Source organism: Yimella sp. NH-Cas1, assembly GCF_022359705.1.
GTDB classification, from domain to species: Bacteria; Actinomycetota; Actinomycetes; order Actinomycetales; family Dermatophilaceae; genus Yimella; species Yimella lutea.
Window position 1 is genome coordinate 816,985 of the sequence record NZ_JAKSGG010000003.1, and the last position, 13,012, is coordinate 829,996.

10 protein-coding genes are annotated in these 13,012 nt (G+C 67.1%); 8 read left to right on the forward strand and 2 right to left on the reverse strand.

From position 1 onward, the window contains the following. From MF407_RS04290 to MF407_RS04310, 5 genes are all read left to right on the forward strand, one after another. Entirely contained in the window at window positions 1–2,352 is a 2,352-nt protein-coding gene (locus MF407_RS04290; protein WP_239701441.1) for a [protein-PII] uridylyltransferase, read from the forward strand. Between the two features lie 82 nt (window positions 2,353–2,434). Continuing rightward, the gene (gene ffh / locus MF407_RS04295) at window positions 2,435–4,054 is read left to right on the forward strand and encodes a signal recognition particle protein (RefSeq protein ID WP_129627449.1); all 1,620 of its coding nucleotides are present in this window, start codon (window positions 2,435–2,437) and stop codon (window positions 4,052–4,054) included. Window positions 4,055–4,261: 207 nt separating this feature from the next. Continuing rightward, complete coding sequence (locus MF407_RS04300; protein ID WP_239701442.1) at window positions 4,262–5,062, forward strand: alpha/beta fold hydrolase; 801 nt, start codon at window positions 4,262–4,264, stop codon at window positions 5,060–5,062. 115 nt (window positions 5,063–5,177) lie between these two features. Then, the gene (locus MF407_RS04305; protein WP_141928946.1) at window positions 5,178–6,257 is read left to right on the forward strand and encodes an amidohydrolase family protein; all 1,080 of its coding nucleotides are present in this window, start codon (window positions 5,178–5,180) and stop codon (window positions 6,255–6,257) included. 6 nt (window positions 6,258–6,263) lie between these two features. After that, window positions 6,264–7,169, forward strand: coding sequence for a GNAT family N-acetyltransferase (locus MF407_RS04310; RefSeq protein WP_239701443.1), 906 nt, complete (start codon window positions 6,264–6,266; stop codon window positions 7,167–7,169). 66 nt (window positions 7,170–7,235) lie between these two features. Here the strand turns inward: MF407_RS04310 and aceB are convergent, their stop codons facing one another. Next, the gene (gene aceB / locus MF407_RS04315; protein ID WP_239701444.1) at window positions 7,236–8,927 is read right to left on the reverse strand and encodes a malate synthase A; all 1,692 of its coding nucleotides are present in this window, start codon (window positions 8,925–8,927) and stop codon (window positions 7,236–7,238) included. Between the two features lie 135 nt (window positions 8,928–9,062). Continuing rightward, window positions 9,063–10,349 (reverse strand): isocitrate lyase, encoded by a 1,287-nt coding sequence (aceA, locus tag MF407_RS04320; RefSeq protein ID WP_129627433.1) that lies wholly within the window; start codon window positions 10,347–10,349, stop codon window positions 9,063–9,065. 115 nt (window positions 10,350–10,464) lie between these two features. Here aceA and MF407_RS04325 point away from each other — a divergent pair, with 115 nt between their 5' ends. From MF407_RS04325 to MF407_RS04335, 3 genes are all read left to right on the forward strand, one after another. Continuing rightward, window positions 10,465–12,033 carry a helix-turn-helix transcriptional regulator gene (locus MF407_RS04325; RefSeq protein ID WP_239701445.1) on the forward strand — a complete coding sequence of 523 codons (1,569 nt, stop codon included), beginning with the start codon at window positions 10,465–10,467 and terminating at the stop codon, window positions 12,031–12,033. A 177-nt stretch (window positions 12,034–12,210) separates the two neighbouring features. Then, entirely contained in the window at window positions 12,211–12,729 is a 519-nt protein-coding gene (gene rpsP, locus MF407_RS04330) for a 30S ribosomal protein S16 (protein ID WP_129627427.1), read from the forward strand. A gap of 4 nt (window positions 12,730–12,733) precedes the next feature. Next, entirely contained in the window at window positions 12,734–12,976 is a 243-nt protein-coding gene (locus MF407_RS04335) for an RNA-binding protein (protein ID WP_115922617.1), read from the forward strand. Window positions 12,977–13,012: the final 36 nt, after the last annotated feature.

The following is a 13,012-nucleotide window of genomic DNA, read 5'->3' on the forward strand; positions in this document are numbered from 1 at the left end:
ATGAGCAACGACCACGCGGCCAAGCGCCTCGATCTGGCCGACACCCGGTCGTTCCATCAGGCCGGCTCCGGACCGGTCCGAAGGCAGCGGCTCGGCGCCTACACCCAGACCGTGCTCGCCGACCTGTGGGACGCCGCCACCCAGCCCTACGGCAACCGCACCGCGGACGGCATCGCGCTCGCCGCAGTCGGCAGCCTCGGCCGCGGCGACGCCGGACCACTGAGCGACTACGACTTGATCCTGGTCCACGACGGGCGGACGGTCGGCGCGGGTGACGTGGCAGCGATCGCCGAATCCATTTGGTATCCGTTGTGGGACAACGGGATCCGTCTCGACCACAGCGTCCGGACCTTGGGGGAGTGCCGAACGGTCGCCTCCGGTGACCTCAGCGCGGCGATCGGCATGCTCGACATCGAATGGATCGCAGGGGACCCGGTGCTGGTGGCCGGTGTCCGGCACGGCATCGCCCACGACTGGCGCTCCAACGCCCGCACCCGACTGCCCGAGGTCATCGAATCGCTGCGTGCACGACACGACCGTCACGGCAACCTCGCCAGTTCGCTCGAGCCGGACATCAAGGAAGGTCGCGGTGGTCTACGCGACATGACCGTGCTCCGCGCGCTCGCCGGAGCCTGGCTCGCCGACCGTCCCCACGGCGACGTCGACGAGGCGTACGCGCGACTGCTCGACGTGCGGGACGCGCTGCATGTCGCGACCGGGCGCGGGCGCGAGAAGCTGCACCTCGAGGACCAGGACGCCGTCGCAGCCCTGCTCGGACGCCCCGACAGCGACTCGCTCCTGGTGACCGTCGCCGATTCCGGCCGCCGGATCAGCCACGCACTGGAGGAGACGCTGCGCCGCGCCGGTCAGAGCCAACGGGCGCGCGTGCTGCGTGTCGGCCCGCGGCGCCCGATCCTCAACCCACTCGGATACGGACTCTACGAGCACGACGGTGAGGTCGTGCTCGGCCCGAATCACCGCTCGACCCAACCGGATCACCTGCTGTTGATGCGCGCCGCACGAGCAGCGGCACGATCTCGAATCCCGTTGTCGCCCACTACGATCGACAACCTGTCGCGTGACCTAGCGCCCTTGCCGACTCCGTGGCCGACGGAGGTCCGGGACGCCTTCCTCGACCTGCTCGCGACGGGCCCCGGTCTGGTGCAGGTGTGGGAGACGCTCGACCTCGCCGGCATCATCGACCAGTGGATCCCCGAGTGGAAAGCCGTGCGCAGCAGACCGCAGCGCAACTCCGTCCATCGCTTCACCGTCGACCGGCACCTCATCGAGACGGTCGTGCAGGCCTACGAACGCCGAGCCGATGTCGCGCGTCCAGATGTCCTGCTGCTGTCGGCTCTGCTGCACGACATCGGCAAGATCGCCGGGGTGCTCGACCACGCTGCGGAAGGAGCACCGGTCGCGGCGACGATCGCCCGCCGCATCGGTCTGGGAGATCGTGAGGTGGCCGACCTGGAACTGCTGGTGCGTGAGCACCTCACGCTCATCGATCTCGCCACCCGCCGTGACCCGCGTGACCCCGCGACCGTCGCCGCTCTCACGAAGGCGGTGGACGACCGGCTCGATCTGTTCGAGCAACTGCGCGCGCTCACCGAGGCGGACGCCCTCGCGGCCGGGCCCAAGGCATGGACGGGTTGGCGTTCGGGGCTGGTGAACGAACTGTCCGACCAGGTGCGCGGCGCCCTCACCGCGCGTCCGACCCTGGAGCCGGAGGAGGACCCGGCGACCGAGATCGTCACCGATGCGATGCCGTCGCTGCAGATGGGGGAGCCGTACGTCCGTGTCGAATCGACGCCGGGCGGTGCGCAGATCCTGATCGCCGACCGCGACCGGCTCGGCCTGTTCGCGGACTCGGCCGGCCTCCTGGCGGCGACCGGGGTTGTGGTGCGCGCTGCCCGCGTCCGCACGATCGACGGCGTGGCGGTGAACACGTGGCAGATCGAGTCCCCCTTCGGTGACCTCCCGGCCGAACATGACCTGGTCCGTGGTTTGAGTCAGCTCGCATCCGGCGACTCGTCACCGCTGCGGGCTCTCGAGCGACGGCGGCGGGCGCCGTTCCCGCTGGGTTCGCCACCGCCGCGCGCAACTGTCGTTCCGGGCGCGTCCGACACGGCGACCGTGGTGGAGGTCCGGTGCCCCGACCGTCCGGGCCTGCTGCGCGACATCGGTCTGGCCTTCACGAAGGCCGGAATGGCGGTGCGTTCGGCCCATGTGGCGACCTACGCCGGCCAGACCCTCGACACGTTCTATGTGACGGCTGCCGACGGACGACCGCTCGAACCACCAGCTGCGGCAGCACTGATCGGATCCGTCATCGACGCGATGCAGGCCTGACCAGGGTTCGGCCGCCGAAGCCACATCTCCGGACGGCGATGCGCGGATTCGACCGAGGCGCTCGACCGATTACCCTTGTGCGGTGTTCAACAGCCTGAGTGACCGCCTCACAGCCACCTTCAAGAACATCCGTGGCAAGGGTCGACTGACCGAATCCGACATCAACGCCACCATCCGTGACATCCGGATGGCGTTGATCGACGCCGACGTCGCGACCGCCGTGGTGCGCGAGTTCACCGGACGCGTCCGCGAGCGTGCGCTCGGAGCCGAGGTCAGCGCGGCGCTGAACCCGGGTCAGCAGGTCGTGAAGATCGTCAACGAGGAACTCATCGCGATCCTCGGCGGCGAGACCCGCAATCTCAACATGGCCAAGACCGGCCCGACCGTCATCATGCTCGCCGGTCTGCAGGGTTCGGGTAAGACGACCTTCGCCGGAAAGTTGGCCCGCCATCTGCGCGACAAGGGCCACTTCCCGCTCCTGGTCGCGGCCGACCTGCAGCGTCCGAACGCCGTCCGTCAGCTCGAGGTCGTCGCCGAGCGCGCGGGAGTGCCGTGCTTCGCTCCCGAGCGGGGCAACGAGGGCGGCCACGACGCGACCACCGAATCCGGTGAAGGCACGCGCAGCTTCGGCGACCCGGTCTGGGTGGCACGCGCCGGCATCGGCCAGGCGAAGGTGCGCCAGTACGACGTCGTGATCGTCGACACCGCCGGACGCCTTGCCGTCGACGAGAGTCTGATGCAGCAGGCCCGTGACATCCGTGACGCGATCGAGCCGAACGAGGTGCTGTTCGTCATCGACGCGATGATCGGTCAGGCCGCGATCGAGACGGCGCTCGCGTTCAGCAAGGGTGTCGACTTCACCGGTGTCGTGCTGTCGAAGCTGGACGGTGACGCCCGCGGTGGTGCGGCGCTGTCGGTCGCGACCGTCACCGGCAAGCCGATCCTGTACTCCTCCATCGGCGAGGGTGTGAAGGACATTGAGGTCTTCCACCCCGACCGCATGGCCTCGCGCATCCTCGACATGGGTGACGTGCTCACCCTCATCGAGCAGGCCGAGCGGGCGTTCGACCGTGGTCAGGCCGCGGCGATGGCCAAGAAGTTCATGGACGAGGAGGACTTCACCTTCGACGACTTCCTGCAGCAGATGCAGGCGGTCAAGAAGATGGGCAACCTCAAGTCGATCCTGGGCATGATGCCGGGCATGGCGCAGATGCGCGACCAACTGAACTCGCTCGACGAGCGTGAGTTCGACCGGGTCGAGGCGATGGTGCGCTCGATGACCCCCTTCGAGCGCACTCACCCCAAGCAGATCAACGGTTCGCGGCGCGCGCGTATCGCCAAGGGTTCGGGCGTCACGGTGTCCGAGGTCAACCAGCTGCTGGAACGCTTCGGTCAGGCGCAGAAGATGATGCGCCAGATGCGCAAGGGCGGTGGGATGCCAGGGATGCCAGGCATGCCAGGGATGCCCGGCATGGCCGGTGGTGGCGGCAAGCGGGCCAAGCAGCAACCGAAGAAGAAGGGTAAGTCGGGCAACCCGGCCAAGCGTGCCCAGGAAGAAGCAGCACTCGCGCAACGGCAATCGGAGGCTCGCGAGAAGGCCTTCGGCGGCGCGTTCGGGCAGCAGGACGAACCGGACATGAGCAACCTCAAGCTCCCCAAGGGCTTCGAAAAGTTCCTCGGCCCGGGAGCCGACAAGGACTGAGCGCGTCCTAGGTCGGGCCACCGGCCCGGCGCCTGTTGCGCGAAGCTCGCGTTCTCGCCGTCGGACGAAGTGATCCGTTGGCTGGCGGTGCGCCACATGAGGCCCTGCACCCCTTCGAGCGGACCGAGGTGCCGCCCGGCAGCGAAGGTCGCGTGGTCACGACAGCGTTAGGCTGTCGCCGTTCGAACCACCTCGATCAGGAGAACCGTGTCGCCCCGTCTGCACACCACGTCCGTCGGCTCGCAGGGTCCGCGAATCGCCTTCCTGCACGGGTTGTTCGGTCAGGGCAAGAACTGGAACCAGATCGCCAAAGCTCTCGGTGACCAGTACCGGCCGACCTTGATCGACCTGCCGAACCATGGACGGTCGACGTGGACCCAGGACTTCTCGTACCAAGCGATGGCCGACGCCGTTGCCGAGGAACTCGACCGATCGGCACCGGGGGAGCAGTGGATCGTTCTCGGCCACTCGATGGGTGGAAAGACCGCGATGCTGCTGGCGTTGCAGCACCCGGAACTGGTGAAGCGACTGATCGTCGTCGACATCTCGCCGGTCTCCTACGGTGGGCTCACCACCTTCGACGACTACGTCGAGGGCATGCAGGCGATGGACCTCGGCCGCATCGAGAACCGGTCGGACGCCGACCGCGCTGCCCAGGAATGGGTCGACGATGCGGGTGTACGCGCTTTTCTCCTGCAGAACCTGCGCCGCGAGGACGACGGTTGGCGCTGGCAGATGAACCTCGACCTGATCGCCCGCTCACTGGCGGATCTGGGGGGATGGCCGCAGGACGTCGCGTCCGCTGCCCAGCCGTACGACGGGCCCACCCTGTGGGTGGCAGGCAGTGACTCGGGTTACGTGCAGCCGCGCAACACCGACGCGATGAGGGCGTTGTTTCCACGCGTCCGGTTGGTGACCATCAAGGACGTGGGCCACTGGCCGCACTCTCAGAAGCCGGACGTCTTCTTGAGCACGATCCGCCCTTTCCTTGCAGCCGAGCGGGACTGAGAACAATATGCTCGATCACCGATCCCTTTCCCGCACTTGGGATTTCGCCGACGCCAAGCAGACAGCGCGAACGTTCGCTGGACTGAGGGGTTGCCCCGCCCGATAGTGTCAGGACATGAGCGCCGTCCTGCACGTGAAGGGCCAGATCCTGGTCTCCGAGACCGGGGTTCGTGACGAACTTTGGGTGGTCGACGGACGGGTGACCTTCAACCGGCCGCTGTCCGGCGACGTCGACACCGTGTCGGGCTATGTCCTTCCGGGGCTGGTCGACGCGCACTGTCACGTCGGTCTCGAGGCGACCGGCGGGGTGACGCAGGAGCGGGCCGAGGAACACGCGATCACCGATCGGACGGCGGGCGCTCTGCTGCTGCGGGACGCCGGCTCACCGGTCGACACGCACTGGATGGACGAGCGCGACGACCTGCCGCGCATCATCCGGGCCGGCCGCCACATCGCTCGCACGAAGCGCTACATCCGCAACTTCGCGCACGAGATCGAACCCGAAGACCTCGTCGCCTACGTCCGCCAGGAAGCTCGGCGCGGCGACGGGTGGGTCAAGCTCGTCGGTGACTGGATCGACCGCGACCGCGGTGACCTCGCGCCGTGCTGGCCACGTGAAGCGCTGAAGGCGGCGATCGACGCAGCGCACGAGGAAGGCGCACGGGTCACCGCGCACTGCTTCGGCGAGGAGTCGCTGCTCGACTTCGCCGCAGCCGGCACCGACTGCATCGAACATGCCACCGGTCTCACCACTGAGAGCATCGATCAGTTTGCGGCTCAAGGAATTTCGATCGTCCCGACGCTGGTCAACATTGAGAACTTCCCGAAGTTCGCCGAGGCCGGTGAGGCTAAGTTCCCCAAGTACGCCGCACACATGCGCGACCTGTACGACCGCCGGTTCGAGACGGTCGCCGCCGCCCACGAGGCCGGCGTCAAGATCTACGTCGGCACGGACGCGGGCGGGCAATTGCCGCACGGACTCGTCGGCGACGAAGTGGCCGAGTTCGTGAAGGCGGGCATGACCAACCTCGAAGCGTTGAGCGCCGCGACCTGGGGGGCGAGAGCCTGGCTGGAGCGTCCGGGCATCGAGGAAGGCCAGAGCGCCGACTTCGTGGTCTACGCGTCCGACCCACGCGAGGACGTCGGCGTGCTCAAGGACCCGCAGCAGGTCGTGTTGCGCGGTCAGGTCGTCTGACACCCCATGTCTGGTCCCTTGCCGCCTCTGCGAGCGGACGGAGAGCGGGTGTGGGTCGCGACCGTGCACGAGGCTGACGTCGTCCCGTACATGCGGGCCGTTGCGCGCTCGGCCGAGCGAATCCGGGAGTGGAACCCGGTCGACCCGGGCGACCTCGCCGGGCAACTCGAGCGCCAGAGTTCGGTTCACCGTACATTCGTCATCCACGCCCGCAAACCCGTCGGCGATCACGCGATCGTCGGAATCGTCAATGTCTCCAACGTAATTCGCGGACGATTCCAATCGGCGACGATGGGCTACAACTCCTACGACCCGTACGCCGGCACGGGCTTGTTCGCCGAGGGTATGCGTGTCCTGCTCGGTCTTGTCTTCACCGCCGAGCCCTACGGAATGGGTCTGCATCGCCTCGAAGCGAACGTGCAACCGGCCAACGTCCGGTCGGCAGGTCTGTTGCGGTCCATCGGTTTTCGGCGTGAACGGCACATGAAGCGGATGCTCTGGCTCGAGGGCGCGGGCAGACCGGCGAGTTGGCGCGACCACGACTCGTACGCGATCACCGCTGAGGAGCATCCCGTCGCGTACCGGCCGAACGACCATCCAAGGGTCACCGTGGTCGTGGAGTCCGCAGGTGGGTCGTCTCCGACGGCCCGGGACCTGGCGTGCGAACTCGGCGTCCCCGTCCTGTCCGACGCAGTGCTCAGTCCGGAGCAGACGGCGGCGGTACTGGCCGACGCGGCTGGGGGAGCGGTGCTTGAGATCGGCTCGGGCACAACGGGATCCGCCGTCGTCGACGAGATCCTACGAAGGGCAGACGTTCAGCCCGAGCGAGTGTTGTTCGTCCATGCAGGCGCCACCGGCCCCGCCGCCATCGCACGAATTGCGCTTGAGGCACGCGCCCTCGCTCTCGGTTGAACAACGCGAAAGTCCGCGGATCCGGCGAGTTGACCTCGCAGATCCGCGGACTTTCGCGGTCGTGTGTCAGGCGGCCGAACCGGCCTTCACCGAGCTGTCGACCATCTCCGACTGGCGGATGTCTTCCTTGTCGATCGGTCCGCTGATCCGCAGCGGACGGTCGATCAGGTATCGCACGTACGCGTAGGTGGTGAAGAAGCCCGGCAGGTAGTCGCCGAACGCGGTCTCCTCCAGCACACCGCGGGCCTGCTGGTAGCGCTCGGTGTGTCGGTCGTCCAAGCCGCGGGTCAGTTTGGTCATCTCCTCGTCGACCACCCGGTCGAGCAGGTCACGCGTCACGAACGGACCCTCGGCCAACTGCGACTCGTGGAACAGCCACTGCCACAACTGGGCTCGGCTGATCTCGACCGTTGCCGCGTCCTCCATCAGTGTGTCGATCGCGACCGCGCCACGTCCACCGATCCACGAGGCGAGGTAGCGAAGCGCGACCGAGACGTTGGTGCGCACACCCTGCAGGCTGATCGTCTGCTGCACGCCGTCGAGCGAGATGAGGTCGTCCGCAGTCACCTGCACGTTGCGCTGGACATCACGCTGGTCGTGCTTGGTGCCGAGGACGGCCGCGTACGCGGTTCGGCAGGTCTCGACCAGCGCCGGGTGAGCGACCCATGAACCGTCGAAGCCCTCAGCAGCTTCGCGCTCCTTCTCCGCCCGGACGACGTTGAGGGCGCGCAGGCGGCGCTCCTCGTCCTGCAGCGTCGGATTGACCGCGGCCGGGCCACCGATGGCGTGCGCGCCGCGCTTGTGACAGGTCGAGACCAGCAGCGAGGTGTACGCCCGCATGAACGGGGTGGTCATCGTGATCTTGTCGCGGTCGGGGAGCACGAACTCCTCGCCACGGTGAGCGAAGGTGCGCACGTAGCTGAAGATGTAGTCCCAGCGTCCGGCATTGAGGCCCGAGCAGTGCTCGCGCAGTTCGTAGAGGATCTCCTCCATCTCGAACGCTGCGGTGATCGTCTCGATGAGCACGGTCGCGCGGATAGTGCCATGCGGGATGCCGAGTTGGTTCTGCGCGAAGACGAAGACGTCGTTCCACAGGCGGGCCTCGTGGTGATTCTCGATCTTCGGCAGGTAGAAGTACGGACCGGCACCGAGGTCGATCAGCTTCTGGGCGTTGTGGAAGAAGTACAAACCGAAGTCGACCAATGAAGCCGACATCGGACGCGAGTCCACGGCGAGGTGCTTCTCGCACAGGTGCCACCCACGCGGACGCATGACCAGGGTCGGACGGTGTTCACCGACGGACAGGCGCTCGCCGTTGGACTCGTCGTAGCTCAGCTGGCCCCGCACCGCGTCGAACAGGTTGAGCTGACCCTGGACGAGGTTCTTCCAGGACGGCGCGGTGGCATCCTCGAGGTCGGCGAGCCAGATGTCGGCGCCGGAGTTGAGGGCGTGGACGGCCATCTTGCGGTTGGCCGGGGAAACCAACTCGCACCGGCGGTCCTCCAGGCCCGGTGCCGGATCGGCGACCCGCCACGAGGTGTCCTCGCGGATGGACGCGGTCTCGGGCAGGAAGTCGAGGTTTGCGCCCTGGCTGATCCGGCGTGAGTGCTGACGACGTGCCTGGAGCAACTCGGCCCGGCGGCCGGCGAACTCGGCGTCGAGCTTGGCTACGAACGCAAGGGCCTCGGGGGTGACGATCTCGTCGAAGCGGGGGTGCATGGTTCCACGCACCGTCGGGGTGCCGTTGGGTCGATTCATGACGTGCCTCCTTCAGGGGCCCCGGCTCTGTGCCGGTTGGTTCTGACTCGCGGGTTGCGTTGTGCTGATTGAGAACTCGGGCTCCTGCGACCGGAGCCAGTTGACCGCAGGAGCCCGAGTGGTACTAGGTGGTGCTCACTTGTGGAACTGAGCGGTCTCCGTGGAGTCCTTGAGCGCGGTGGTGGAGCTGTCCGGGTTCAAGGCGGTGGAGATCATGTCGAAGTAGCCGGTGCCGACCTCGCGCTGGTGACGCGTGGCGGTGTAGCCGCGCTCCTCCGATGCGAACTCGCGCTCCTGCAGCTCGACGTAGGCCGACATCTGGTTGCGGGCGTAGCCGTGGGCCAGGTCGAACATCGAGTAGTTGAGCGCGTGGAAGCCGGCCAGGGTGATGAACTGGAACTTGAAGCCCATCGCACCCAGTTCACGCTGGAACTTCGCGATCGTCGCGTCGTCCAGGTGCTTCTTCCAGTTGAAGCTCGGCGAGCAGTTGTACGCCAGCATCTGGTCGGGGAAGTCGGCCTTGACCGCTTCGGCGAACTTGCGAGCAAGCTCCAGGTCAGGCGTGCCGGTCTCCATCCAGATGAGGTCGGAGTAGGGCGCGTACGCCTTGGCGCGGGCGATGCACGGCTCGATGCCGTTGCGCACCTTGTAGAAGCCTTCTCCGGTGCGTTCGCCGGTCAGGAATTCCTTGTCACGGTCGTCGACGTCGGTCGTGATGAGCGTCGCGGCCTCGGCGTCTGTGCGGGCGATGACCACGCTCGGCACGCCGGCGACGTCCGCGGCGAGGCGGGCGGCGTTGAGGGTGCGGACGTGCTGCTGGGTCGGGATGAGCACCTTGCCACCGAGGTGACCGCACTTCTTCTCGGAGGCCAGCTGGTCCTCCCAGTGCACACCGGACGCGCCGGCGGCGATCATGGCCTTCATCAGCTCGTACGCGTTCAGCGGTCCACCGAAGCCGGCCTCGGCGTCGGCGACGATCGGCACGACCCATTCGTCGACGGTCTTGATGCCCTCGGAGTGCTCGATCTGGTCGGCGCGCAGCAGCGCGTTGTTGATGCGCTGGACGACGGACGGCACCGAGTTGGCCGGGTAGAGCGACTGGTCGGGGTAGGTGTGGCCGGAGAGGTTGGCGTCACCGGCGACCTGCCAACCCGACAGGTAGATGGCCTTGAGGCCGGCCTTCACCTGCTGGACGGCCTGGTTTCCGGTCAGGGCGCCGAGGGCGTTGACGAAGTCCTCGGTGTGCAGCTTCTCCCAGAGCTGCTCGGAGCCACGCCGCGCGAGCGTGTACTCGATGGGGAAGGAGCCACGCAGCTTGACGACGTCTTCCGCGGTGTAATCGCGGTCGATGCCCTTCCAGCGCTCGTTGGTCTCCCAGTCCTTGGCCAGCTCTTCGGCGGACAGCTGTTTGTGGTCGGTCATGGCTCCTCATTCGTTCGGTGGAATCCTTGCTGCATCTCGATTCTTGACCGGCCTGACGCGAAAGTAACCGGGTTGCCGATGTAAATATCCACGAATTTTTATGTAACATGCAGCCATGACGTCTGTTTCGAGTGACCTACGTCGCACCGCCTCCAAGGGTCGCGCCAGGGTGGGGCGTATGAACTCCGTTGCCGCAATCGGCCGCCTCACCGAGCCCGAAGCGCCGGGAGAACAGGTCGATCTCGACAGCGCTGCCCCCGACCCGCTGACCATCGGACGCCGGGTGCGGCACGTGCGCCAGGAGGCTGGCCGCACGCTCGGTGACGTCGCCGACGCGATCGGCATCTCGGCGTCCGCGTTGTCGCTGATCGAGACAGGCAAGCGTGAGCCGCGGTTGTCGGTCCTGGCGGCTCTGGCCAAGGTGCTGGACGCGTCCGTGCAGGACTTCCTGACAGCAACTCCGCCGAGCCGGCGCGCGGCCCTGGAGATTCGGCTGGAGAAGGCGCAGCGTGCCGAGAGTTACGAGTCGCTCGGTCTGCCGAAGGTGAAGATCGGTCCGCGGCTGCCGATGGAGGCGCTCGAAGCCCTCGTCGGAATGCATGAGGCGATGGCATCGGCGCAGGCCGATCAGGCGGCCACACCCGAACATGCACGCCGGGCCAACGGTGAGTTGCGCGAGCGGATGCGCTCGGCCGACAACTACTTCGGTGAACTCGAGAACGAAGCCGCCCAGTTGCTGAAGTCGATCAACCACCCGGGCGGTCCGATCAGTCGCGCCGCGATCGACCGGATCGCGGGGCACCTCGGCTACAAACTCGTGCACACGTCCGACCTGCCGACGTCCACCCGGTCGGTCAGCGACCTGCGCAACAAGCGCATCTACCTGCCGCAACCCGAAGCGGGGCAACACGATTCACGCTCGCTGGCGATGCAGGCGGTCGGCCACCTCGTCCTCGGGCACCGTCCCCCGGCCGACTACTCGGAGTTCTTGTCGCAACGCGTCGAGATCAACTACTTCGCCGCCGCGCTGCTCATGCCGCAGAGGGACACCGTCTCCCTCCTGCGATCGGCCAAGACCGCGAAGGACATTGCGATCGAGGACCTGCGTGACGCGTTCGCGGTGTCGTACGAGACCGCAGCTCACCGCTTCACCAACCTGGCGACCAAGCACCTCGACATTCCGGTGCATTTCATGCGTATCTCCCAGGACGGTGTCATCTACAAGGCGTACGAGAACGATGGCATCGTCTTCCCGTCCGACACGACGGGTGCGATCGAGGGGCAGCGGGTGTGCCGCCAGTGGACCGCGCGCCGCGTCTTCGAGCAGCCTGATCTCACGAAGGCCTACCAGGCGTACACCGACACCCGTTCGGGCACGTATTGGTGCACCGCCGTCGTCGACCGCACGCCGGCCGGATCGTTCTCGGTCAACGTCGGTGTGCCGTATCAGCACGTGAAGTGGATGCGCGGCCGCGACACCCAGGAGCGGTCGAAGTCGCGTTGCCCCGATCCTTCGTGCTGCCTGCAGCCGCCCACCGACCTCGCCGGACGCTGGGACGGACGTGCGTGGCCGTCCGCGCGGGTGCACTCGCACCTCTTGGCGGCCATGCCGCCGGGAGTCTTTCCCGGCGTCGACGACACCGAGATCTACGCGTTCCTGGAGAAGCACGCCCCGGCGGAGTGAGACTTCGGATTGGGAGGGTCACGGGCTGCTCTGGCATGATGGATCGCGTACCCACTCGCACACGGCTCGCTCGCGCGCCCGGCGGCGAGGGACTACGGCCCCGAGCGACGGCTCCCCGGTGTGGACTTCACCCGGTCTTGCCGCCGCTCATAACTATGAACAGGAGACACCACAACTGTGGCAGTCAAGATTCGTTTGAAGCGCCTCGGCGCCATCCGCAACGCTCAGTACCGCGTCGTCGTCATGGACTCGCGCACCAAGCGTGACGGTCGCGCGATCGAGGAGATCGGCCTCTACCACCCCAAGGAAGAGCCGAGCCTGATCCAGATCGACTCCGAGCGCGCGCAGTACTGGCTCGGCGTCGGCGCGCAGCCGACCGAGCAGGTCGCGGCGCTGCTGAAGGTCACCGGTGACTGGCAGAAGTTCAAGGGCGAGCCCGGCGCCGAAGGCACCCTGAAGGTCAAGGAAGCCAAGCCGGAGAAGAAGGCTCTGTACGAGGCGGCCCTCAAGGCTGCTCAGGACGGTGCCGACAAGGCTGACAAGGGCTCGGCGACCACCGCCAAGAAGAAGGCGGAGTCCCCAAAGAAGGACGAGGCCAAGACGGTCGAGCAGGTCGAGGCCGACGAGGCAGTGACCGTCGACGAGACCCCGGACTCGGCGAAGGCCGAGGCCGAGGCCGAGACCACCGAGAGCTGATCCGGTGCTCGAGGAAGCGCTCGAACACCTGGTCAAGGGCATCGTCGAGCACGACGACGAGGTGGTGGTGCGCCACAAGGAGATTCGCCGCGGCGAACTCCTGGAGGTGCGCGTCCACCCCGACGACCTCGGCCGCGTGATCGGCCGATCCGGTCGCACCGCTTCGGCGCTGCGCACGGTCGTCCAGGCTCTGGCATCCGGCCGCAACATCAGGGTCGACATCGTCGACACCGATCGCAGCCGCTGATCGCCGACACCTGCACGAGACTCCCTGGAGGGAAAC